Source organism: Kribbella sp. DT2, assembly GCF_049844575.1.
Lineage (GTDB): Bacteria > Actinomycetota > Actinomycetes > Propionibacteriales > Kribbellaceae > Kribbella.
In genome coordinates this window covers 157,705-179,166 of the sequence record NZ_JBNCLH010000007.1, presented here as the reverse complement: position 1 = coordinate 179,166, position 21,462 = coordinate 157,705, and the positions used below count along the sequence as shown (strand labels likewise).

At 68.6% G+C, this 21,462-nt stretch carries 21 protein-coding genes and 2 tRNA genes; 10 read left to right on the top strand and 13 right to left on the bottom strand.

Annotated features, from left to right (window positions below):
* Position 1: 1 nt before the first annotated feature.
* Positions 2 to 775, bottom strand: a complete 774-nt coding sequence (locus tag ACLQ2O_RS28400) for an ABC-2 family transporter protein (RefSeq protein WP_425836983.1) — start codon at positions 773 to 775, stop codon at positions 2 to 4.
* Positions 772 to 1,581: an ABC transporter ATP-binding protein gene (locus tag ACLQ2O_RS28395; RefSeq protein ID WP_425836980.1), complete on the bottom strand. Its 810-nt coding sequence runs from the start codon at positions 1,579 to 1,581 to the stop codon at positions 772 to 774. The genes ACLQ2O_RS28400 and ACLQ2O_RS28395 overlap by 4 nt, the downstream gene beginning before the upstream one ends.
* Before the next feature lie 131 nt (positions 1,582 to 1,712).
* Between ACLQ2O_RS28395 and ACLQ2O_RS28390 the strand changes: the two genes are divergently transcribed.
* Complete coding sequence (locus ACLQ2O_RS28390) at positions 1,713 to 2,273, top strand: dihydrofolate reductase family protein (protein WP_425836977.1); 561 nt, start codon at positions 1,713 to 1,715, stop codon at positions 2,271 to 2,273.
* Here ACLQ2O_RS28390 and ACLQ2O_RS28385 read toward each other — a convergent pair.
* Entirely contained in the window at positions 2,243 to 3,421 is a 1,179-nt protein-coding gene (locus tag ACLQ2O_RS28385) for an MFS transporter (RefSeq protein WP_425836974.1), read from the bottom strand. The two genes, ACLQ2O_RS28390 and ACLQ2O_RS28385, sit on opposite strands and share 31 nt — an antisense overlap.
* A gap of 153 nt (positions 3,422 to 3,574) precedes the next feature.
* Here ACLQ2O_RS28385 and smpB point away from each other — a divergent pair, with 153 nt between their 5' ends.
* The 3 genes from smpB (at position 3,575) to ACLQ2O_RS28370 (ending at position 6,210) form a co-directional block, all read left to right on the top strand.
* Entirely contained in the window at positions 3,575 to 4,054 is a 480-nt protein-coding gene (smpB, locus tag ACLQ2O_RS28380) for an SsrA-binding protein SmpB (protein ID WP_425836971.1), read from the top strand.
* 91 nt (positions 4,055 to 4,145) lie between these two features.
* On the top strand, positions 4,146 to 5,084 hold the full coding sequence (locus tag ACLQ2O_RS28375) for an aldo/keto reductase (RefSeq protein WP_425836968.1): 939 nt from the start codon (positions 4,146 to 4,148) through the stop codon (positions 5,082 to 5,084).
* A 901-nt stretch (positions 5,085 to 5,985) separates the two neighbouring features.
* Positions 5,986 to 6,210, top strand: a complete 225-nt coding sequence (locus ACLQ2O_RS28370) for a hypothetical protein (protein WP_425836965.1) — start codon at positions 5,986 to 5,988, stop codon at positions 6,208 to 6,210.
* Here ACLQ2O_RS28370 and ACLQ2O_RS28365 read toward each other — a convergent pair.
* From ACLQ2O_RS28365 to ACLQ2O_RS28350, 4 genes are all read right to left on the bottom strand, one after another.
* Complete coding sequence (locus ACLQ2O_RS28365) at positions 6,190 to 7,188, bottom strand: hypothetical protein (RefSeq protein WP_425836962.1); 999 nt, start codon at positions 7,186 to 7,188, stop codon at positions 6,190 to 6,192. The genes ACLQ2O_RS28370 and ACLQ2O_RS28365 overlap by 21 nt on opposite strands.
* Positions 7,170 to 7,907, bottom strand: a complete 738-nt coding sequence (locus tag ACLQ2O_RS28360) for a hypothetical protein (RefSeq protein ID WP_425836959.1) — start codon at positions 7,905 to 7,907, stop codon at positions 7,170 to 7,172. Before ACLQ2O_RS28360 ends, ACLQ2O_RS28365 begins: the two co-directional genes overlap by 19 nt.
* Entirely contained in the window at positions 7,871 to 8,437 is a 567-nt protein-coding gene (locus ACLQ2O_RS28355) for a hypothetical protein (RefSeq protein ID WP_425836956.1), read from the bottom strand. The genes ACLQ2O_RS28360 and ACLQ2O_RS28355 overlap by 37 nt, the downstream gene beginning before the upstream one ends.
* 324 nt (positions 8,438 to 8,761) lie before the next feature.
* Positions 8,762 to 8,835, bottom strand: a tRNA-Ile gene (locus tag ACLQ2O_RS28350).
* A gap of 217 nt (positions 8,836 to 9,052) precedes the next feature.
* Between ACLQ2O_RS28350 and ACLQ2O_RS28345 the strand changes: the two genes are divergently transcribed.
* Positions 9,053 to 9,955: a sigma-70 family RNA polymerase sigma factor gene (locus tag ACLQ2O_RS28345; protein ID WP_425836953.1), complete on the top strand. Its 903-nt coding sequence runs from the start codon at positions 9,053 to 9,055 to the stop codon at positions 9,953 to 9,955.
* A gap of 6 nt (positions 9,956 to 9,961) precedes the next feature.
* Here ACLQ2O_RS28345 and ACLQ2O_RS28340 read toward each other — a convergent pair whose 3' ends face one another.
* Complete coding sequence (locus tag ACLQ2O_RS28340) at positions 9,962 to 10,708, bottom strand: hypothetical protein (RefSeq protein ID WP_425836950.1); 747 nt, start codon at positions 10,706 to 10,708, stop codon at positions 9,962 to 9,964.
* 1,384 nt (positions 10,709 to 12,092) lie between these two features.
* Here ACLQ2O_RS28340 and ACLQ2O_RS28335 point away from each other — a divergent pair.
* Positions 12,093 to 12,392, top strand: coding sequence for a hypothetical protein (locus ACLQ2O_RS28335; protein WP_425836947.1), 300 nt, complete (start codon positions 12,093 to 12,095; stop codon positions 12,390 to 12,392).
* Positions 12,393 to 12,508: 116 nt separating this feature from the next.
* Positions 12,509 to 12,581: transfer RNA gene (locus tag ACLQ2O_RS28330), tRNA-Asn, on the top strand.
* 776 nt (positions 12,582 to 13,357) lie between these two features.
* On the opposite strand, the gene ACLQ2O_RS28325 is transcribed toward ACLQ2O_RS28330, so the two are convergent.
* Together ACLQ2O_RS28325 and dnaG are read right to left on the bottom strand one after the other, a co-directional pair.
* Positions 13,358 to 13,498: a hypothetical protein gene (locus tag ACLQ2O_RS28325; protein ID WP_425836944.1), complete on the bottom strand. Its 141-nt coding sequence runs from the start codon at positions 13,496 to 13,498 to the stop codon at positions 13,358 to 13,360.
* Between the two features lie 763 nt (positions 13,499 to 14,261).
* The gene (gene dnaG / locus ACLQ2O_RS28320) at positions 14,262 to 16,169 is read right to left on the bottom strand and encodes a DNA primase (protein ID WP_425836941.1); all 1,908 of its coding nucleotides are present in this window, start codon (positions 16,167 to 16,169) and stop codon (positions 14,262 to 14,264) included.
* A gap of 475 nt (positions 16,170 to 16,644) precedes the next feature.
* On the opposite strand from dnaG, the gene ACLQ2O_RS28315 reads away from it, so the two are divergent.
* Positions 16,645 to 17,082, top strand: a complete 438-nt coding sequence (locus ACLQ2O_RS28315; RefSeq protein WP_425836938.1) for a GNAT family N-acetyltransferase — start codon at positions 16,645 to 16,647, stop codon at positions 17,080 to 17,082.
* A 14-nt stretch (positions 17,083 to 17,096) separates the two neighbouring features.
* Here ACLQ2O_RS28315 and ACLQ2O_RS28310 read toward each other — a convergent pair whose 3' ends face one another.
* The 3 genes from ACLQ2O_RS28310 to ACLQ2O_RS28300 are packed head-to-tail and all read right to left on the bottom strand — an operon-like array spanning position 17,097 to position 19,439.
* Positions 17,097 to 18,326 carry a deoxyguanosinetriphosphate triphosphohydrolase gene (locus ACLQ2O_RS28310; RefSeq protein ID WP_425836935.1) on the bottom strand — a complete coding sequence of 410 codons (1,230 nt, stop codon included), beginning with the start codon at positions 18,324 to 18,326 and terminating at the stop codon, positions 17,097 to 17,099.
* A 41-nt stretch (positions 18,327 to 18,367) separates the two neighbouring features.
* Positions 18,368 to 18,769 carry a nuclear transport factor 2 family protein gene (locus tag ACLQ2O_RS28305; RefSeq protein ID WP_425836932.1) on the bottom strand — a complete coding sequence of 134 codons (402 nt, stop codon included), beginning with the start codon at positions 18,767 to 18,769 and terminating at the stop codon, positions 18,368 to 18,370.
* A gap of 58 nt (positions 18,770 to 18,827) precedes the next feature.
* A complete protein-coding gene (locus ACLQ2O_RS28300) occupies positions 18,828 to 19,439 on the bottom strand; it encodes a dihydrofolate reductase family protein (protein ID WP_425836929.1) in 612 nt (203 codons plus the stop codon).
* A 73-nt stretch (positions 19,440 to 19,512) separates the two neighbouring features.
* On the opposite strand from ACLQ2O_RS28300, the gene ACLQ2O_RS28295 reads away from it, so the two are divergent.
* On the top strand, positions 19,513 to 20,055 hold the full coding sequence (locus ACLQ2O_RS28295; protein ID WP_425836926.1) for an ArsR/SmtB family transcription factor: 543 nt from the start codon (positions 19,513 to 19,515) through the stop codon (positions 20,053 to 20,055).
* Entirely contained in the window at positions 20,052 to 21,314 is a 1,263-nt protein-coding gene (locus ACLQ2O_RS28290; protein ID WP_425836923.1) for an MFS transporter, read from the top strand. The genes ACLQ2O_RS28295 and ACLQ2O_RS28290 overlap by 4 nt, the downstream gene beginning before the upstream one ends.
* The last annotated feature ends 148 nt before the right edge of the window (positions 21,315 to 21,462 follow it).

Sequence of the window (21,462 nt, the reverse complement as noted above, 5' to 3'; positions counted from 1 at the left end):
CCTAACCTCCGAAGGCGGTGAATCGACGAACGGCCCGCCGCCACACCAGTACGGCGACCAGCACGGCCCCGGCCAGCCAGCCGGCCTGAACGGCGTACACCTCGAGCACGTCCTCGACGTTGCCTGCAGCAACCTCTGCCGGTGCCCCGAGCATCGACCAGAACGGCAGCACCGCGCCCACCGCACGGAAGGGCTCGGGCAGGAACGTCAACGGTGCCGCCGTACCGCCGAGCAGGAAGATCAGCGCCTCGCCCATCCCGACCGCGCCGTGCGCCCGTTGCGTCCAGACCGCCGTCAGGGCGAGCGTGTAGGTGAAGGCGAAGCGAAGCCCCGCCGCGAGCACGAGCGCCGGCAACGCGAGCAGCAGGTCGGTGCCGTCAACGCTGATGTTCGCGAGCAGCCCCACCGCGACGATCACCGGCGCCCCGAAGATCAGATGCCAGCACCGCAGCGCCAGATTGGTCCCGAGGAAGTCGAGCACGACCGGCCGCGGCTTCACCAGCTCGTCGGCGAAGTCACCGGCGTAGATGCTGCCGGCCAACGTGTGGTGCTCGTACGAGACCGTCATCAGCTGTACGGCGAGCAGCACTACGTAGTACGTCGAGATGCCGCTGTCGCCGGGCACCGCCGCCGTCCACACGAACAACCCGAGCAACGGTGTCACGACCTGCCCGGCCACCAGCGTGATCACGAACGACCGGAAGCTCCACCACTCCACCGAGCTGCGCCAGAACCCCATCCCGAGCAGCACCGCCGTACGACCGACTGTCGTCACGACGGCATCCCGTCGCGGTAGAACCGGTCCATCACGACCTCGAGCGACGGGTTCTCGAGATCCGAGAACTTCGCGGCCAGGGTCGCCAGCTGGCCGTCGTACCGGATGCGGCTCTGGTCGATCAGAATGACGCGTTTACACAACGTCTCCACGTCCGCCATGTAGTGGCTGGTCAGCAGGATCGTCGCGCCGGTGCGGGCGGCGTACTCGGCGACGAAGCGGCGCAACGCGCCGGCCGCGACCACGTCGAGCCCGAGCGTCGGCTCGTCGAGGAACAGCACCTTCGGCTGGTACAGCAGGGCCATCGCGAGCCCGGCGCGCATCCGCTCGCCCAGGCTGAGGGCCCGGATCTGACGGTGCAGGAGGTTCCCGAGGTCGAGCAGCTCGACCAGGTCGTCGATCGTCCGGTCGCCGCGGGGTACGTCGTACAGGACGCGCTGGTACTTGAACGAGTCCATCACGGTCAGCTCCGCCGGGCCGCCGATCGGCTGGCTGCCGCGGATCAGCGCGATCCGGCGCAGGTACTCGCGGCGGCGCTGCCAGGGGACGAACCCGAGCACCGTCGCCCGGCCCTCGGTCGGGTGCAGGATCCCGGACAGGATCTTCATCGTGGTCGTCTTGCCCGCGCCGTTCGGCCCGAGGAACCCGACGACCTCCCCTTCGTCGAGCCCGAACGAGAGATCGGTGACCGCCTCGATCCGGCGGTACTCGCGGTGCGTGACCGCCTTCAGCGCGGCCCGCAGACCGGCTTCCCGGACGGGCGCCGTGAACGTCATCGTCAATCCGTCGACCTGAACAACAACCATGAACCTCAAGCTAGAACTGCGATGCAAGATTTTAAGGTTGCCCGCGAGGGGCAGGTGGCGGCCCGCGCTGGAGACCCTCCATCTACCGTTGAAGGTATTCGTGACACCTGACTTGCGGTCTACTGGGACCCATGATCAGGCTCTACATGTCGATGTCACTCGACGGATTCGTGACCGGACCGGACGACCGCGCGGGCCAGGAGCTCGGCCAGGGCGGCTTCCGGCTGTTCAACTGGCTCGACGACCGGATGGGGACCGGCGTCAACGGACAGGTGTACGCCGAGGCGACGGCGACCGGGGCGGTGATCGCTGGACGCCGGACGTTCGAACTGGCCGGGCAGTGGAACGGCGACCACCACGACGGCGTACCGATCAACATCCTCACGCGCCGGACGGACCTCGACCCGCCGCTCGGCAGTGCCCGGTACTACGGCGACGTCGCCGCCTGTGCTGCCGATGCACGCGCCGCGGCCGGAGACCGCGACGTCATGGTGCACGGAGCCGGCGCCGCTCAGGCCCTGCTCGCCGCTGGTGAGCTGGACGAGCTGGAGATCCACCTGGTCCCAGTACTCCTCGGAGCCGGCCGCAGCCTGTTCAACGGCCAGTACGTCGAGCTGGAGCCGATTCGTCAGCTCCAGGGCCGCGACGTCACCCACCTGCGCTACCGGGTGCTCCGCACCGGCGAGAAGTAGGCCAGCACGACTCCTGCCAGCATGCCGAGGCTGCTGATCACCAGGGCCGCTCGCAGGTCCAGCAACGTCCCCACCAGTCCACCGACCAGGGCGCCGACCGTCTGACCGCCGATCACCAGCGTGCGCCAGGCGGCCGTCGTACGGCCTAGCAGGTGGTCAGGCATGCGGGCCTGCCTGAGCGCACGCTGCGGTACGCCGTACAGGGTCATGCCTAGCCCGGCCATCACCTGCCCCACAAAGACGAACGGCCACCACGCAAGCGCCAACGCGAACCCGGCCCCCGCCGCCACGCTCTGGCCGATCAGGTACGCCCGGCCCGTGCCCAACCGCCTGCTGTACGCCGGTGCGACGAGTGCGCCGACGACCGACGCGACGCCCAGCGCAGTGACCGCCAGTCCCAGCTGAACCGCCGACCAACCCAGGTCACGCACCAGGTACAACACGACCAGCGGCCCCTGCATGGCCCCCGCCACCGCCGCCACAGTCGCCGACCGGACCAGCGGGTTGAGCACCGGATCCCCGAACAGCTCCTTCACCCCGAGCGTCTGCTTCTGCGTCCGCGGCTGCTCACCCCGCGGCGGCTCCTTGATCAGGTACGTCGCAACCGCCGACCCGACGTACGAGACCGCATCCACCGCAATCGCGAACGGCGCACTCACCGCCTGCACCAGCACTCCCGCGGCCGAGGGCCCAGCCGTCGACGCCAGCGTCTGACTCAGCATCGACGCGCTGTTCGCCTCCACCAGCTCCTCCCGCCGTACCAGCGCCGGCAGCAACGCCAACGACGCGGTGTCGGACACGACCGTCAGCGCCCCCACCAGCGCCGCGGCGACGTACAGGTACCCCATCCCGAGGTCACCCGTTGCCGCCAGCAACGGAATTGCCCCCAGCAACCCCGCCCGCCCCAGATCGGCGCCGACCATCAACCCCTTCCGGCTCACCCGGTCGACCCACACGCCCACCGCCAGCCCCAGCACCAGGTGCGGCACCACCCGCAGCGCGGCCAGCACCCCCATCTCCCCCGCCGAAGCCCCCAGCCCCACCACCGCCACCAACGGCAGCGCGACCCCCGACACCGCCGACCCCGCCGCCGAAATCCCGATCGCCGTCCACAACTTCAGGAACTCCGGACTCCGGCGCCATCGCATCCCCACACCCTGTCGACGACTGTCCCCGACCACCACCCCCGTTCACCCGCAGCGAACCGATTTCACCTTCAGCAGAAGGCGATACCTCGAGCACGTCGTGAACCTGTTCCGCCCGCTGGCCCGCGGGTTGAGCTGTCAGGGCAGAATCGTCCTGTGAAGAAGCCCGAGGCCAACCCCGTGATCGCGCGTAACCGCAAGGCTGGCCACGAGTACGAGCTGGGCGAGTCCTGGGAGGCCGGGATCGTGCTGCAGGGCATGGAGGTGAAGGGCCTCCGGGCCGGGCGGGCGTCGCTGGTCGGCGGCTTCGCGCAGATCGAGGACCGGGAGATCTGGCTGCACGGCGTCCACATCCCGCAGTACTCCCAGGCGCGCTGGTTCGAAGGTGGCTCCCGTCGCAAGCGCAAGCTGCTGCTGCACCGCGCCCAGATCGACAAGATCGAACGCAAGGCCAACGAGAGCGGCCTGACGATCGTCCCGATCACCCTCTACTTCAAGGACGGCCGCGCGAAGGTCGAGATCGCCCTGGCCCGCGGCAAGAAGACCTGGGACAAGCGCCACGCCCTCGCCGAACGCGAAGCGAACCGCGAAACCGAGCGCGCCGTCAGCCGCCGTCTGAAGGGCCGCCCGGACTGATCAGTACTCGTGGTGCTGCATCCACCTCATCGTCGGCCTTCGGGAACTCACGACTTGACCTGGAGCGCGCTCCAGCTACGAGGCTGGAGCGATGAACACACCCACGATGGCCCTCGGGACGATGTACTTCGGCACCCGGGTGGACGAACGAACCGCTTTCTCGATCCTCGACCGGTACGCCGAACTGGGCGGAACCTTCATCGACACCTCCGACAACTACAGCTTCTGGACCTCCGACACAGGCTTCGGCGGCCAGAGCGAGGCGCTGCTCGGCCGTTGGCTGGCCTCCAACTCCGGGGTCCGCGTCCGCCTCAGCACCAAGGTAGGCGCCCAGCCCACGCGGCTCGGCGGGTTTCCCGACCACGTCGAGGGACTGCGCGAGGACGTCGTACGCGACGCCATGGCGAAGAGCTTGGAACGGCTGGGCGTGGACGGTGTGGACCTGTACTGGGCGCACGTCGAAGACCCGACTGTTCCGGTGGAGGACTTGGCCGAGACGTTCGGCGGCCTGGTCCGTGACGGCCTGACCGCTCGCTGGGGCGTGTCGAACCACCCGTCCTGGCTGCTCGAACGGATCCGGGCCACCGCCGAACGTGACGGCCACGCGCAACCGGTCGCCTACCAGGAGCGCTACTCCTACCTCCAGCCCGCCGGCGGCATGGACGTCGAGGGCCAGCCGATCCCGCTGGGAATGCTGTCCCCGGACGGCCTCGACTTCCTGCGACGCAACCCGTCGTTCGAGGGCTGGGTCTACACCGCCACCCTCCAGGGCCGGTACGACCGCAACGACCGCCCACTCGAGATCGAGTACCACCACCCCGGCACCGAACGACGGCTGGAGGCGCTGACCCGTGTCGCCAAGGCACGCGGACTCCGACCGGGCCAGGTGGTGCTCGCATGGCTGGCCTCCGGGAGCCCGACGCTGACCCCGATCGTCGGAGCCAGCAGCGTCGAACAACTCGAGCAGGCCGTCGAAGGCGCGTCCACCATCCTCACCGAGGACGAACTGGCAACGCTCGACGGCGCCTAGGCGACGACGAGCTTGATACCGGGCGTGGGTCGAGCCTGCAGTTTTCTCGTGTGGGGCGGGTGGGGCTCGAACCCACGACCCAGGGATTATGAGTGCCTGGCTCTCGTCAACAGTGGGTCCATCTAGGCTGCACGGTTTCACGATTCAGCCCCTTGAGTCGCCTCTAGCAACCCTGTTTGCCTCAGTTTCGCACCACAAGTGGCACCACGCCGGGTCCGGGGCAGAGTGAGGCGATCGCTCCGCGCGACGGCTTACTGCACTGCGCTTGCTCCGCACGCCTTCGTCGAACAGTCGCCCCGGGACGGCTACCTGACGTCAGTCGCCAGAGCGCAGCCTGACGCCCTCAGGAGCCAGCTCAACGCTTCTCTGGGGTGCCGCCACCTGGTTCACCCGCTGGAGAGTCCAGCGCCGCGAATCGCTCGGCAGAACCTCCCCAGCTCGTCGGACCCGCGCCGCAGAAGGGAAGATTCCGGGTCGACGTCGAGTCCGATCCGAGCGACGTCCACCAGGTGGTGGCGTCGCTTGTTCATCTCCTTCACGAGTGCTGCCAGCCGGTTTGCTGTCGCGTCACCAGCGCTATGGCATCGCCCAGATCGACGACCGCGTCGGCACGCAGGTCGGGTTCGCGGTATCGCCGTGTACGTCGGCGTGGTCGACGCCGGCCCGCAGCAGCGCGTCGATCTGGTGGTCGGGTTCTGCTCGGCGGTCGAGACTCGCGCTTAGCCGAAGAGCATGTTGCCGGAAACTAGCATCCGCGACCGTTGGACGGCATCGTTTCCCGACACGAGTTGCCGACATATTCTTGAGCGGTAGGTGATTGCCGCGGCCGGAATGTCGGCAACGACCGTATCCCGCCACGTCGTGGGCGGTCAGCCGCCGACGGGAGCGATAGTGTGGGTTCATGTCAGATAGAGGACTCGGCTTCCTCGTGTGGGTCGCAGCAGGCTTCCTTGGTGCGGTGCTTGGTGCTGCGATCGTTGCCAGCTGGGCTGTGATCTATGTCGACACCGATGCTTCGGATATCGCGCTGTACATGGCTCCGCTCGCGGCCATCGCTGGAGGGTTGATCGGATTTGTGAGTTCGGCGTTGACGTGGCTGATCTGCTCAGCGCGACGCGCTCGGTGACCAACGCCGAATCCGCAAGACGAACAAGATGCCAGCGAGAGCCAGGAACAGCACTGCTAGCGTCACGCGTGTTTCAGCCCCGGACTCGAGGTTCGGTTGGTCGACTTGCACTGCGATGAGTCGGGTTTGATCGTTATAGCCTCCTTGCATGGTCACCTGGATGTAGTAGGTGCCTGGCTGGTCCGATCGGGCTCGGAGCACACCCTGGATACCGTCGCCGATGCCGGAGAACTTGGCGTCGGCGACGATGGTCAGGGAGGACGGTGACTTGTTCATCGCTCCAGCGGCCACGGTGACCGGCTTGTCCGGGCGTTCGCATCTGCGTGCGAGTTGGAACGGGATGGTGAACTCCGTACCCGCCGGCACCCGCATCGTCTCGGGTGTGGTGAGCGTCAATTGTTGGGGCGCGGCTGTCGTGTACGCGACGCTTGACCGTTCGCTGACCACCGCCGAATCGACAACTCCGGCGTCGTCCAGGACGACGCTGAGAACGTTACGCCCTGCCTTCACAGCGCCGAGTTGCCCGTAGTTCTCGAACCCCAAGCGGGTGACTACGGATTTGCTCATCCCTCGCTGTGCGCCGGTCAGTAGGCCAACGAAGGTATAGGCGATCCGATCGCGGTCGCCGGTCAGTTCGATAAGGTTCGAGACCCGATCATTGATGGCGAGCCGGATGCGAGCCGACGACTCTTGCGGGCCTTGCGACAGTGGCTGCCTTCGGCGAACGACGATCTCGAGGCGCGAAGTGAAGCGCTCCTGGGCCAGGCCGACGGTGCTCGGCACGACAAAGTGTGACGAGAGCACTTTTCGGGTCGGCGTCAACGTCCGCTCGGCCTGGGTCATGCGGCTCAAGTCCTGCAGGACGCGCGTCTTGGCGACCTGCGATCCGCTGCACTGAAAGCTCTGCGCAGTTTGCCCCGCTACTGGGGTGACGGCCACCAGCAGCGGGACTGCGACAATCAGCGCAGCGAACGGCATGCTGCACAGGAGACATCGATGTAGGTGACCAGCCCGTTGCTGTTCCAGGTGTGGTTGCCCTCGACCCGGTACGGTTCCGGATTAGACCAGGACACTAAGTCATTGTGGACTGTATATCCTGCGTTCGCCCAGATTGCAGCTATGTTCTCCTCAACCTCCTCGCTGTCATAGAAGCGCTTCCCGATCGGGGGGCATTCGTCAGCATCCTTGTGCGTGGTCGCAGCCACCCAATACCCGATGTCTTGGCTGTAGATGCTGTCGCCGTAGCCACCGTAGATACGGTAGTGGCGAGTCCATCGGCCGGTTGTTGGACAGGCGACACCTTTCTTGCCTGCATCTTCGTCCCAGTGGTTCTCTCCCCCATAGTAAGTGACTGGGATGTGCATCCGGTTTGTGCTGTTTGCCCCGTATGAATTTTCCAGCGCGAACTTTATATTGTCTACCGATGCGCCGTTGTAGAAAACCACGTTGATCGGCCAGTCGACATTAGTATTCACTGCATTGGTCGACTGAAAATCGTAGTTGACCAAACCAGAGTTGTCGTGAACCACATACTGCACGGTGTTTGGTGTAGATGCGGCGATTGCCGCGCCGCCGGAAAGCCCATCCGCGAGAAGCGCTACCCCAAAGAAGGCCACGACGCCAGTAAGTCCCGAGAGAACGCGTGAGCGGACGATCATGATCAATGCCCCCCTTCCTTCGGCAAGGAATCGATCCATTTGTTGCCGGGTCCTTTGATGGTTACAGCACCCTCGCCCGGCGTGATGGCCACGAGCCCTTTTTCATTGTCGAGGTAGATAACGGCGCTCGACACCTTCTTATACTGGGCGTTGAACGCGTACTGGTCGTAGTCATTCTTGTCGGTACGCCAGACAATGACCGGCCAATGACGCATGCTGGTATCAACGGGCCTGGCGAGCGAAATCTCGCGAACTAGCCCGATCGGCGTGCGCGATCCCTGTCGCGTCCAGTACCCCTGGTTTTTGATCGTGTAAGAGGTTCCCTGCAGGAAAGCATTGAAAGGCTCACTGGACGACATCTGCTGCTCTGCCCGCTCGATCGCCGCACTCGCGATCTGAGGAGGCGGAATTGGTTGCTGATTCCCTCCGGACTTCCCCATAGGCAACTTACTGATGATCACCGCAGGAATCGGCTGCGGCCCGGGGCCGGCTTCTGAATGACTGAAGGCAACGGGCGTTAATGCCGCCACTGCTGTCACAATCAGTCCAGCGACAACGATTCGATACATGAAACCCCCATGGTGCGCGCCCCTAGGCGGAGGGCGGTCGGCTGGAGTCGGCCGAGCGATCGTCACTTGTTGTGACGGCGCGTACGCACGCTGGAAACGGTAGTCCTGTCAAATGTCCGCCGCAAGGCTCATTGCATCAGGTTGCAATACCTGCGGTCCCGTCTCGCGCGTCAGGCTGGGGGACGCCTCGGGGCCCGACTCCAAACATCGACACCCCGCCTAGCGTCAATCCTGTTCGGATCCTCCTCGACCCCGTGCTCCGCCCCACAGATTCTGACAATCAGGAGTAGGTGACTACCCCGATCAGACCTCGGGTTTGCTGTGTGGGGCGGGTGGGGCTCGAACCCACGACCCAGGGATTATGAGTCCCCTGCTCTGACCGGCTGAGCTACCGCCCCCGGCGCCTGGTCGGGCGCTTGTCCGGAGATCGTATCTGGTGGGTCAGGGCTTGTCGGCGCCGGAGGATACCCCGGCGAGGCCCCGAGCTGTCGACGGTTTTCCACAGACTCTCGGTTACTGCACAGTTACTTGGCGTAGTTGTCCACCGATTGCAGATCGGCCCGTTCCGGCGGGGTGTTTCGCGGCACCATCCCTTCAAGAGAGAGGGGAGCAACGATGGCCGAGATCGATTGTGATGCCGCTGATGTGACCGGGCTGGTCGCCTACCTGCGCGACCTCGGGCGGCACGAGCTGCTGAGCCCGGAAGAAGTGCACGAGTTGTCGTCCTGGATCGAGGCCGGCGTGCTCGCCGCCGACCAACTGGCGCGAGGTGCGCCGACAACCGACCGCGCCGAGCTCGCGCGCCGTGCCGAGCTGGCCGCGGTCGCCGAGCTCGGCCGGGCGGCTCGCCTGCGCATGATCGAGGGCAACCTCCGCCTCGTCGTGGCCCTGGCCAAGCGGTACGGCGGAAAGGGTCTGTCGATGCTCGACCTGATCCAGGAGGGCAACATCGGCCTGATCCGCGCGGTCGAACGCTTCGACCACAAGCTCGGCCACCGCTTCTCGTCGTACGCGATCTGGTGGATCCGGCAGTCGCTGGGCCGGGCGATCTCCGACCGCTCGCGCCTGATCCGGATGCCCGCCCAGGCGTACGTCGACGCCGGCCGCGTGGCGGCCGTCCACCGCGACCTGATCCAGCGTCTGGAACGAGAACCCACCACCGAGGAGCTGGCCAAAGCCGCGTCCCTCACCGTCGCCCGGGTCGAGCGCGCCCGCGCCTGGAGACACCGCCCTGCTCCCCTGGACCTCAACGAGGCCGATCAACTCATCGACGACGAGGAGCTACTCCACCGAGCCGCCCTGATCCGGGACCTGCACTGCCAGCTCGAACACCTCGACGACCTGGCGCAGGACGTCCTCCGCCTGCGCTTCGGCCTGCACAACACGCCACTGTCCACCTTGGAGGAGACCGCCGAACAGCTCCGACTCCCGCCCGCCAAGGTCCGGGCCCTGGAGCTGGAAGCGCTGCGTTACCTCCGCAAGTCCCCCGGCCTGAGGGAGTACTCGAACGCGAGGTGATCCCCGTCAGATGTCGTAGATCCCCTTGATGTCGCGCCCGAAGGTGCCGTCCGGGGTCTCCACCTCGAGGTAGTAGAACTCCTCGGTCACCGGGTGGGCGTTGAGGTAGGCGAGCGCCTGCGCACGATCGTCGGCCCGGTAGGCCTCGTACGTCGCCATCTGCCCGTCGCCGGCCTGCCGCTGCACCTTCTCGATGAACTCGAGCGACAGGCCGGTGTCAGCCTCCACCGAATCAGGAAGGACCACATGCTCGTCGATCAAAGCCTGCAGCCGCGCGTGCGCATCATCGTCCGGCGCCGAAGCCAGCAGCGTCTGCAACGCCTGCTCAGCAGGCTCCCGCCCCAACCGCAACGACTCGGTGCTCGGCCTCCCGTAGGTCATCGTGTGCCCACGGATCTCGTCCCGAAGAATGCGAACCACCCCCTCGCAGTCGGAATCGGCCTCGAAGTCCCACAGCGCCGCCCCCGCCGCAGCCCGCACTGCCGGATCCAGGTCGGCCAGCCGATCAACCAACTCCTGAAACTCAGCCACCGTCGCCGTACTGGGATCCGACCCCTGCTGCACCGCGGCCAGCCGCACCGCCGGATCCGGATGATTCAGGTACCCCACGATCATCCGAGTCCGATCGCCGGCCGCCACCCCACCGAACAAATCCCCCACATCAGGCCGAGCCGGCACCTCGATCGTCGTCCCGCTACTCAGCCCGTAATGGTCCGGCACAGAAACGGTCTTGGCCCGCCGGAAAAGTCGCATACCCACCAACCTAGGCAATCCACCTCTCCCAACACCAACCCATGACCGCATCCTGCCGCCCCCACCAGCCCCCATCTCGCCAGCCCATACCAACAACCGCCCCGCCCCACCGACCCCAAACCCGGCACGCACCTGCTCCCCGGCACACTCGAACCGGGCACGCACGTGCCGCACCCACCGAAGCGAGCCCCGCACACACCCGGACCCCCACACCAACCAAACCCCGCGTACCTGAACCAGGCACACACCTGGACCCCGCACACACCAAGCCCGGCACACGCCGAACCGGGCACGCACGCGCCCCCACACCGAACCCGGCCCACACCCGACCGGGTCCACCACGGATCCCCGGGCCGCGGGACGCGGGCCCGGGACGCGAGGGCCTGGGATGCGGGGCCCGGGACGGGGGACGCGGGGACGCGGGAGCGCGGGAGCGCGGGAGCGCGGGAGCGCGGGGAGGCGGGGACGCGGCAGCCCGGGAACGCGAGGACGCGGGAGCGCGAGGACGCGGGAGCGCGGGGACGCGAGGACGCGTGCCCGGAACGCGGGGCGTCGGATGCGGGGCCCGGGACGGGGGACGCGGGGCCCGGGACGCGGGGACGTGGGGACGTGGCGCCCGGGGCCCGGGGGCGCGGGACCGCAGCCCCACACCCGGCCCCCGCCAACCTCCCGGCCGCATCGCCGCCGACCTTAGGTGGCAGACCCCGTCAGACGCGGAGATCCTGCTCGCTGGACGGGGTGCGTGAGGACCCCGCCGGGGTCGGCGTGGACAGGGCCGGCGTCGGCCAGGTCCGGGCGTGGGCCGGGTCCGGCGCGGGCCGGGGCGCCAGGGGCGGCGTGGGCCGGCATTGGCGTGGGCCGGGGGGCGGCGTGGGCCGGGGGCCGGGGGCCAGGTGCTCGACGCCGTCGCGACGACGCTCGGCCTGAGCGAGGCCAGGGTCGGCGTGGGCCGGCATTGGCGTGGGCCGGGGGCGGCGTTGGCCGAGGGCCGGGGGGGCCAGCGGCCAGGTGCTCGACGCCGTCGCGGCGACGCTCGGCCTGAGCGAGGCCAGGGGCGGCGTGGGCCAGGGGCGGCGTGGCCGGCGTCGGGCGTGCGCCGGGGCCGGCGTGGGTTGGGGTGGGCAAGAGCCGGGTTGGAGCGGGCTGGGACGATGGGGGTGTGTTGAGACTTCGGCGTTCGGTGTGGCCCTCTGAGTTGGTTGAGGGGGTTCGGGTTGCTGCGGGTAAGCGGGATGACATCTTGGCCGCGGTGCAGTTGACGGGCGGGGAGTGGGTGGCGGGGACCCGGTCTGCGGTTTACCTGCCGGAGGGGGACAAGGTTCGGCGGGTCGGCTGGGAAGCGATCGAGCGGGCGGCTTGGGACTCTGAGGGGTCGGTGTTGCGGGTGTTCGAGACGACCGCGTTCGGGACGCCGTTGCGGTCGACCGACCTGGCGGTGGACGACCCGGGACGGTTCGGGCAGCTGCTGCGGGAGCGGGTGGACGCGAGCATCGTCGTACAGCGGCACGTGCCGTTGGTCGGCAAGAAGGGTGTCCGGATCGTCGGGCGGCGCAATCCTGCGACGACCGATGCGCCGGTGGCGTGGAACTTCGTTCTGGACAAGGGATTGGAGCCGGATCGCCCGGGGCTGATCGAGCAGGCCGAGACGGCGCTGCAGGCGGTCCGGGACGAGTTCGGAATCTGACGCGAAAGGCAGTTCGGACGGGCCGTCGCGGACGGCGAATCCCGTTTTTGTAGTTCGGCCCGATCCTGCTAACCTAATCCGGTCCTCGGGGATCGGGGGCAGGGAAACACAAACGATCCCGCGTAGCTCAATTGGCAGAGCAGCCGGCTGTTAACCGGCAGGTTACTGGTTCGAGTCCAGTCGCGGGAGCAACAAACGATCGACCGGTTCCGACCTTGGAACCGGTCTTTTTGTTTGGCCGTACGACGGGGTGGCGGACGCCCCGCCAGCACGGTCGCCGAGGCGGCTGAGTCGCCGCCGCGATGGTGAGCTGGCGCACTCGCTGTCGAGTGACACCATGGAACGCTCACCCAGCTGAAGCCGGAGGTGGCGCGCGGTTGCCGCGGACGCTGGAGAAGCCAGAGGTGGGCAGACACGGGTCCTGTGATTCCTGCGGCCGCCGAGGCAGCGCCGTCGCTGCAGTTGCGCAGTCGCTGTAGCGGGCTGGCGGGCTGGCGGGCTGGCGGGCTGGCGGGCTGGCGGGCTGGCGGGCTGGCGGGCTGCACATCGTACGTCGCCACGCTGTTCGCCGTACCGATGCTGCCGAGCCCGGGCCAGTCTGCTTGCCGTGCTGACGCTGCCCCGCAATGCCGGCCTGCTTGCCGTGCAAGCGTGGATCTCGGCAGCTCTCACGTGATCTTGTTGCTGCGCGACGACCGTCGGCGTCAGACCCGGAGGCGGAAGATGGAGAACGGGAGCCCGCGGCAGGCGCGCATACGTCCGTAGGCGAGGGGCCGGGCCGGACGGAGGATGCCTAGGTTTCAGGCGACGGCTGCGGTCCGGTCCTGTCGGGTTAGGGCCTTGAGCGCGTCGGCGTACGGGACCTCTGGTGGCCGTTGTTTGTGCCGGCCGGTCGGCCTTGCTTGATTGGTGGGCGTGAGTTGGGGCGCCCCGTCGCTGGTGCGACGGGGCGGTAGCTGGGTGGGTCAGCTCTTGTTCTTGCGGCGTTCCAGGGCGCGCTGGACGCGGTGTTGAGGTTGCCCGGTCAGCTTGGCGATCAGGGGGACGCGGTACTTGAATGCCGCGACGGCGCCCACAATCAGCACCAGCAGAATGAACCAGCCCATCGAACTTCTCCTTCGGTCGGACCTGGACTCCATCATCCCCTGCCGGTGGTGAGAAGCACTGGGTCAAACCCCTGAGCCAGCCCTGGTTTCCGTCGGAAAGGGGCCGATTCAGGCCGGTAGATGGTTGAAGGCGCAGGGTTGTGGCGGAGGTCAGTAGCCCTGCGGCCGGGAAGGTGTCGCGGGGGCTGAGGCCGCAGCGGCCGAAAGGAGTTGGAGGGCGGCCAGCAGCGGGTCGGCGGGTGGTCGGGAGCAGGCCGACGGCAGGCCGGGACCGGAGCGGTGGCTGACCGGGCGCAGGGACCACTTCGGGCGGGAACTCGGCTGGCACCTCGAGCTCACGCCGGCTTCCCGCCTACCGCACCGAGCACCTGCTCGCTACGGCGGGAATCGGGTCGGCGGGTGGCCGGGCGCAGATCGGCGGCTGACCGGACGCACACCGACGGGAGGTCGGACACAGGTCGATGGCTGACCGACGCCAGACCAGCCGCTGATCAGGAGCAAGCCGACGGCTGGTGGTCACGAGCAGGTCGGCGGGTGGACGGGCGCAGGTCGGCGCGGGCTGGGCGGCTCGGCTGCGCGGCCCGGACTGGAGGGCAGGGCAGGCGAGGCGGAGCGGATGGTTCAGAGCGGTCCGGCGGCACCGTAAGGGGCGGTCCGCCGGCAGGCGGTTGGGAAGCCAGGCCGACCTCGGAGTGGGCGGAGTGGCCGGGAGTTGCAGCAGCCCGGGTGGGCACCCGCTGGAACTCGGCCGCCGCCGCGTGGCCTACAGCGCCCCGGAGATTGCCTGTTCTCTGAGTTCGGTGCGGTACTGCTCCAGCGCGATCAGTTCGCCGAACATTCGGTTGTACTCGTCGGCCTTGTCGATGGGGTTGGTGCGTTGGAGCTTCGACTTGAGGTCGGTGATTCGGCGGAGGCAGGTGAGTTCCTGGAGGCGCGCCAGGTGTGCGCGGGCGGAGCGTTCGTCGGGGTCGCGGCCGAGGCGGAGGCCCTCTACGGCGAGGGCGCCGACGATCGCTGCGGCGGGGTCGTTGCCCATGGCATCGCGGACGGCTACTACCCAGGCCTCGCCGGGGGCAGCTTGGGAGGGGCCGCCGACCTTGGCCATGGCGGCACGGACGGCGGCGAGCCAGGGGTGGGTGAAGTCGTGGTCGTCGAGCTCGTCGAAGGCGACGCCGACCAGGGCCGGGTACTGCATCGCGAGCTTGAGGACGTCCCACTCCATCAGGAAGCGGGGCTCGCGGGGCGACGGGAGGTTCTGCCGTGGGGGCGGCGGAGCCTCGGTCTGTACGACGACCGGCGCGCGATCCCCGGACCCGGCCCGAGGAGCCGGAGCAGGGCGGGACGCAGCACGGTGGACCTCGGAACGGACCTGGTCGACCTCCATGCCAAGCAGCCCTGCGAGCTCACGCGTGAACGCGTCGACCTTCGACCGGTCCCGGATGCTCACCACGAGGTGCGCGGCGTCGCGCAACGCGTCGATCCGCGTGTCCGCGCGGTCCAGGTCGTACTTCGACAGCCGGTCCGTCAGCACGAAGCGGTACAGCGGCACCCGCCGCCCGATCAGCTCCCGAACGGCCGCGTCCCCCTTCTGCAGCCGCAGATCGCAGGGATCCAACCCGTCCGGCTCGACCGCGACGTATGTCTGTGCCGCAAAAGCCTGGTCCCCCTCGAACGCCTTCACCGCAGCCCGCTGCCCGGCCGAGTCGCCGTCGAAGGTGAAGATCACCTCGCCCCGGAACTGGTCGTGATCCAGCAGCAGCTGCCGCAGCACCCGCGCGTGGTCGTCACCGAACGACGTCCCGCACGTCGCCACAGCAGTCTGTACGCCGGACAAGTGGCACGCCATCACGTCGGTGTACCCCTCGACGACCACCGCCTGCTTGCCCTTCGCGATCTCGCGCCGAGCCAGGTCCACGCCGTACAGGACCTTGGACTTCTTGTAGATCGCCGTCTCCGGCGTGTTCAGGTACTTGGCCTCGATCTTGTCGTCGTCGAACAGCCGGCGCGCGCCGAAGCCGATGGTGTCCGAGCTCGCGTCCCGGATCGGCCACATCAGCCGGCCGCGGAACCGGTCGTACAGCCCGCGCGCGCCCTCGGCGCACAGCCCGGACGCGACCAGCTCGCCGTTCGAGAACCCACGGCCCCGCAGGTGCGCGACCAGCTGCTCCCCACCCCGCGGCGAGAACCCCACCCCGAAGTGCGCCGCGGCGTCGCGGTCGAACCCGCGCTTGTCCAGGAACTGGCGGCCCAGCGTCGCCTCGGGCGCCCCGAAGAGCAGCTCGGAGTAGAACTCACCGGCCACCTTGTGCGCCTCGACCAGCCGTGGCCGCTGGTTGCTCTGCGACTTCGGGATCGGCGCGCCGGAGTCGTCGTACCGCAGCTGGATGCCGACCTTGGCGGCCAGCGTCTCGACCGCCTCACCGAACGTGATCTGGTCGATCTTCTGGATGAAGTCGATGACGTCGCCGCCCTCTTGGCAGCCGAAGCAGTAGAAGAACCCGCGCGCCGGGGTCACGTTGAACGACGGCGACTTCTCGTCGTGGAACGGGCACAGCCCCTTCAGCGAACCACCGCCGGCGTTCTTCAAGGTCACGTACGAGCCGACCACGTCGTCGATCCGCGCCCGCTCGCGCACCAGCGCGATGTCCTCTTCCTTGATCCTGCCTGCCACGCCGTGAGTCTACGGTCATCCCGAAGCCGCCCGCTGCCCCGCCCGGTTGCCGGCTTCAAGCGGTCTGTACCAGAAGCCCGCGAAGGAGTCAGCCCAGGCGACCCCGGCCGGCCTGAGCCTCTTCAATTTCCACTGGTACCGGCCTGGGCCAGGACACCACCCTGCGAACCAACGACAGCCGCGGTTCCCGATCGAGACGCCGGACGTGCAGGCAATCCGGTGGATGCCGGGCCAGTCGTTCGACGGGTATCGGCAGGCGGTGCGCAAACTGAAAGCCGACATGGCAGCGTGATCGAGCCGAACGAGCGCGACGGGTGCGCCCACCTCGACATCCCGCGCATCGAGCTGAAGCTTGCCGGTGGCAACGGCTGCGTGGCGGCGCCGAAGTGACGTACGGCCCGGTCCGGGCCGACCGGCTCAGACCTCTGTGAGCTCGACCGACGCGAGGGCGGTCGCGCCACGACAAACTAGGCGAATGCCCGACAACCCCGTACTGATCCGCCCGGCCCGCAGCGACGACCAGGAGAAGGTCTGGCCGCTCGCGCGGGACTTCGCCACCTCGTTCAGCCCGCGACGCGACGCCTTCGACGCCAACTGGCCGCGGCTGGTCGACGCCCCGCAAACGATCCTGCTGGTCGCAGAGGCCCCTCGGGGCGAGGTCGTCGGCTACCTTCTCGGGAGCAGCCACCTGACATTCCTCGCCAACGGGCCGGTCGCCTGGGTCGAGGAGGTCATGGTCGATCAGAACCAGCGGGAGACCGGTGTCGGGCGGAGTCTGATGGAGTACGCCGAGAGCTGGGCGACGTCGATCGGCGCCGCCTACCTGGCACTGGCCAGCCGCCGGGCCGGGCCCTTCTACCTCGCGCTCGGCTACGAGGACTCTGCGACCTTCTTCAAGAAAGCACTGATCTGAACCGAGATCCGGGCTCAGGTGGTCAGTGCGGTGTGCCAGGCCTGGGCCGACGGATCAGTGAGGGACGCGACCTGGTCGACCAGGACGCGGAGGCGGGCGGCGTCGTCGGTGGCCTCGCGGTGGTCGGCGGCGAAGGGGAGGTCGAGGTTGTCGGGGGCGGTCTTCGCCAGCGCCTCGACGAGCTCGGTGAGGAGCTCGCGCTGGATGGCGCGGCGGCGCTGGCGTTCGGGTGAGTTGAGGACGTGGAACATCCCGATGCCCTTGAGCAGCGCGATCTCGGCGCGGGTGCCGTCGGGGACGAGCAGGTCGGCGTCGTACCGGACCAGGCGTGAGCGGCGGCCGAAGCGGGCGTGGGTGGACTGCTCGGCGGCCGTGCAGAAGCGTCCGATCAGCTGGCTGGTCAGGTCCTTGAGGCCGCCGAGCGCGCGGCGGCTGTCGTCGAACGGGCCGGTCGGCCAGTACGGCAGCGCGGTGAGCCGCTCCCAGGCTTCGTCGAGCTGGGCGTCCTCGCCGTCGGGCAGGTAGGCCTCGCGGACGGTTTCCCAGTACGGCGCGCGCTCGGCCCCGACCCGGTCCAGGTCGATGCTGTGGGCAACGATCCCGTCCTCGACGTCGTGCACCGAGTAGGCGACGTCGTCGGCGAAGTCCATCACCTGGGCCTCCAGGCAGCGCTCGTCGCCGAGCCCCTGCCGCAACCACTCGAAGACGGCCAGGTCGTCGTCGTACACGCCGAACTTCGCCACACCCTCACGCCGCGGCCAGGGGTACTTGGTCGCGGCGTCGAGGGTCGCGCGGCTCAGGTTGAGCCCCGCGCTGCGGCCGTCGGCGGTGAAGGCCTTGGACTCCAGCCGGGTGAGCAGGCGCAGGGTCTGCGCGTTGCCCTCGAACCCGCCGATGTCCGCCGCGATCTGGTCCAGCGCCCGCTCGCCGTTGTGCCCGAACGGCGGGTGGCCGAGGTCGTGGGACAGGCACGCGGCGTCGACGATGTCGGGATCGCACCCGAGCGTGCCGGCCAACTCGCGGCCGATCTGCGCGACCTCGAGGCTGTGCGTCAGCCGGTTGCGGACGAAGTCGTCACTGCCCGCTGTCGCCACCTGGGTCTTGGCCGCCAGCCGACGCAGGCCCGCGCTGTGCAGCACGCGCGCCCGGTCGCGCGCGAACGCCGTCCGCCCGGGCCGTTTGACCGGCTCGGGCACCCAGCGCTCGGCGTCGTGCTCGTCGTACCCCTCCGACTGCTTCCTCATCACGCCCAAACTACTGGGCGGCACCGACATTCAGGCGAACATCAGCCCCACCCACCCTGAACCATGGTCTGGAACTTCCACCCGCCGTCGGTCTTCAGCAGCAGGTCGCCGTACCGGATCGGGGTCGTCTGCCCCTGGTAGGTCATCGTCCCGTCGCTGATCACGAAGACCAGCGCGTCGGACAGGAAGTGCGGAGTGCGCACAGTCTCCATCGTGACGTCGTCCGCGCCGCCCATCACCTGCGCCATCTGCTCCACGTACGCCGAGCGGCCGGTCTGGGTGGCCGAGCCGGCGCCCTTGCCGTCGTCGGTCACCTCGTTCAGCGGGAAGACGGCCAGGTCGGCCATCCCCTCGTAGTCCTTGGCCGCCGCCAAGGCGTCGTACTGCTCGAACCAGACCAGCACGCTCGCGACGTCCTGCTCGCTGGGGACAAAACCCGTCATCAAACCCCTCCTCGGATTAACTTCGTACACTGTACCCAGTTTATCCGGGGCTTCAAACCTAAGTCGTGCAGTAGCGCAGCCACACGACTCCCCCTTCGAAGACCTCGACGTTGGCCAGGCCGAGGTCGAGCCGGTCGGTGAACCCGCCCTGCCAGCGCGGACCCGAGCCGACAACCACCGGGTGCACGAGCAGACTCAGCTCGTCGATCAGGCCTTGCTCGAGCAGTACGCCGAACAGCCCGCCGCCCCCGTCGACGCGAACCACGCGCGCCTCGTGATGCTTGCCGAGCAGTTGCAGCGTCTCGTCGAGATCCACCCGCTCGTAGCCGGTGATCAGCTCGCGGGTGCGACTGTCGGGCGGACGGGCCGGCGTCTGATCGGCGTACAGAGCCAGTACGTCGGACCAGTGGCCGACGGCGCGCAGGCGATCCCACTCGCGAACCCGGGCGCGACTGTCGACGACGGCGAGCAGCGGGCCCTTCTCGCGAGGCCCCGGCTGCGGAGCGGTCCGCAGCGCCGACTCCTGGGCGAGGATCGTGTCCGCGCCGAGCAGCGTCACGTCCTCCTGCCACAGGGTCGCCATCGCGTAGAACCGCGCGAGATCCACGGCGAAGCCGGCCGTCACGCCGTCGAGCGAGACCGCCAGATGACCCACCACATGTGGCCGCATGCTTCAGACCGTAGGTGGCGCCACCGACACTTCAGCACTTGCAGAGACTCCTTTGCAGAGTATCCTCTGCAACATGCGGAAGATCGATGCGCGCAGCCTGCGCGGCCTGGCCCACCCCCTGCGAATGACGATCCTGGAGGCGCTCGAGCTGGATGGACCGGCGACGTCGAGCACGCTCTCGCAGCGGCTCGGCGAGAACACCGGCACGATCAGCTGGCACCTGCGGCTGCTGGCCGAGCACGGCTACATCGAGGAGGACACCGAGCGCGGCACCCGGCGCGAGCGGTGGTGGCGGGTGCCGCAGGGGCAGACCGTGCTGAACCCGGCCGAGTTCCGCGACGACCCGGAGACGAGTGGAGCGCTGCGCGTCTACCTCCAGCATCTGGTGCAGCGGTACTACGCCCGCGTCCAGACGTACGTCGAGGAGAACTGGCCCGGCGAGTGGCAGCACGCGGCCGCCCTCTCCGACTGGCGCGACCTACGCCTGTCCCCTGAGCAGCTCACGGCGATGAACGACGAGCTCGCCGCCGTCATCGAGCGCTACACGTCGGTCGAGCCCGGCGAGAACGCGAAGCCGGTCATCGTCCAGCTCCAGTCCTTCCCGAGGGACCGATGAGCCTCCTCCGCAGGCACCGCGACTTCCGGCTGCTCTGGACCGGCGAGACCCTGAGCAGATTCGGTACGGCGGTCTCCGGCGTCGCGATCCCACTGGTCGCGATCTCGGTGCTCGACGCAACGACTTTCCAGGTCGGCCTGCTGACCGCGTTCGCCTGGCTGCCCTGGCTCGTGATCGGCCTTCCGGTCGGCGCCTGGGTCGACCGGCTCCCCCGCCGCCCGATCATGCTGATCGCCGCCGCATCCTCGTTCGCCCTGCTCGCCGCCGTCCCGCTGATCTCTGCGGCAGGCTTGCTGACGACGCGGCTCCTCCTGGCGATCGTCGTACTGACCGGCGTCGCGGCCGTCCTCTTCCAGACCGCCTACACGGCGTACCTGCCCACGCTGATCGACCCGGCCGACCATGCCGAGGGCAACGCCAAGCTCCACGGCAGCGCCTCGGCCGCCCAGATCGCCGGCGCCGCCTGCGGTGGCCTGGTCATCCAGCTGGCCGGCCCGATCAACGGCCTGCTCATCGACGCCGCGACCTTCCTCATCGCCCTGGTCTGCCTCGCCGCGATCCGCCACCGCGAACCACGCCGTACGCCGGTACGCCGCCCCGCGATCACCACCGAGATCGCCGACGGCCTCCGCCTCGTCGCGCGCGACGTCTGGCTCCGCACCCTGACCCTCTTCGGCGCCGTCTCGAACCTCGCTCTGATGGGCTACCAGTCCATCGCCGTCGTCTTCCTCGTCCGCGAGGTCGGCCTCACCCCTGGCACCGTCGGCGCCCTCATCGCCGCAGCCGGCAGCGGCGGCATCGTCGGCGCCTTCGCGGCCCGCCGCCTGATGACCCGCTTCGGCACCGCCCGCATCATCCTGCTCGCCGAACTGGGCCTGCCGACGCTCGCGCTGCTCATCCCCCTGAGCACGATCAGCCCCTGGTTCTACCTGGCCGGCGCGTTCTCGATCGGCGTCGGCGTAGTCGCCGGAAACGTCGTCAAGGCGACCTTCTACCAGTCCTACTGCCCACCAGATCTCCTGGGCCGCCTGACCGCCACGTCGGCCTTCGTCAACTACGGCACCATCCCCCTGGGCGCCCTGCTGGGCGGCATCCTCGGCCAGTACCTCGGCCTGACCCCAGCCCTCTGGATCACCACCGCCGGCATCCCCCTGGCCGGCCTGGTCCTGCTCTGCTCCCCCATCCGGAGCAACCGCGATCTCCCCAAGCACCAGTACGACGTACTACCAGGGCCGCGGGACCTCAGCAGGAGCAGCTGAGTCCAAGCGGGTCCGGATCGACTCCCGGGCCAGCGCGTAGATCGGTTCGTGGTCGGTACGCAGGAGGGACGCCTGGTCGGCCGGGCAGGAATGACGAACGGCCTTGGCCGCCACCGGATCGCGGGTGGTGGCCGAGGCCGTCGTACGA

What these genes read in the sequence shown, in the direction of transcription:
- ACLQ2O_RS28395 (WP_425836980.1), bottom strand. Translation starts at nt 1,581, where the DNA reads ATGGTTGTTGTTCAGGTCGACGGATTGACGATGACGTTCACGGCGCCC.
- ACLQ2O_RS28390 (WP_425836977.1), top strand. Translation starts at nt 1,713, where the DNA reads ATGATCAGGCTCTACATGTCGATGTCACTCGACGGATTCGTGACCGGA.
- ACLQ2O_RS28385 (WP_425836974.1), bottom strand. Translation starts at nt 3,421, where the DNA reads ATGCGATGGCGCCGGAGTCCGGAGTTCCTGAAGTTGTGGACGGCGATC.
- ACLQ2O_RS28375 (WP_425836968.1), top strand. Translation starts at nt 4,146, where the DNA reads ATGAACACACCCACGATGGCCCTCGGGACGATGTACTTCGGCACCCGG.
- ACLQ2O_RS28370 (WP_425836965.1), top strand. Translation starts at nt 5,986, where the DNA reads ATGTCAGATAGAGGACTCGGCTTCCTCGTGTGGGTCGCAGCAGGCTTC.
- ACLQ2O_RS28365 (WP_425836962.1), bottom strand. Translation starts at nt 7,188, where the DNA reads ATGCCGTTCGCTGCGCTGATTGTCGCAGTCCCGCTGCTGGTGGCCGTC.
- ACLQ2O_RS28360 (WP_425836959.1), bottom strand. Translation starts at nt 7,907, where the DNA reads ATGGATCGATTCCTTGCCGAAGGAAGGGGGGCATTGATCATGATCGTC.
- ACLQ2O_RS28355 (WP_425836956.1), bottom strand. Translation starts at nt 8,437, where the DNA reads ATGTATCGAATCGTTGTCGCTGGACTGATTGTGACAGCAGTGGCGGCA.
- ACLQ2O_RS28345 (WP_425836953.1), top strand. Translation starts at nt 9,053, where the DNA reads ATGGCCGAGATCGATTGTGATGCCGCTGATGTGACCGGGCTGGTCGCC.
- ACLQ2O_RS28340 (WP_425836950.1), bottom strand. Translation starts at nt 10,708, where the DNA reads ATGCGACTTTTCCGGCGGGCCAAGACCGTTTCTGTGCCGGACCATTAC.
- ACLQ2O_RS28325 (WP_425836944.1), bottom strand. Translation starts at nt 13,498, where the DNA reads ATGGGCTGGTTCATTCTGCTGGTGCTGATTGTGGGCGCCGTCGCGGCA.
- ACLQ2O_RS28315 (WP_425836938.1), top strand. Translation starts at nt 16,645, where the DNA reads ATGCCCGACAACCCCGTACTGATCCGCCCGGCCCGCAGCGACGACCAG.
- ACLQ2O_RS28310 (WP_425836935.1), bottom strand. Translation starts at nt 18,326, where the DNA reads ATGAGGAAGCAGTCGGAGGGGTACGACGAGCACGACGCCGAGCGCTGG.
- ACLQ2O_RS28305 (WP_425836932.1), bottom strand. Translation starts at nt 18,769, where the DNA reads ATGACGGGTTTTGTCCCCAGCGAGCAGGACGTCGCGAGCGTGCTGGTC.
- ACLQ2O_RS28300 (WP_425836929.1), bottom strand. Translation starts at nt 19,439, where the DNA reads ATGCGGCCACATGTGGTGGGTCATCTGGCGGTCTCGCTCGACGGCGTG.
- ACLQ2O_RS28295 (WP_425836926.1), top strand. Translation starts at nt 19,513, where the DNA reads ATGCGGAAGATCGATGCGCGCAGCCTGCGCGGCCTGGCCCACCCCCTG.
- ACLQ2O_RS28290 (WP_425836923.1), top strand. Translation starts at nt 20,052, where the DNA reads ATGAGCCTCCTCCGCAGGCACCGCGACTTCCGGCTGCTCTGGACCGGC.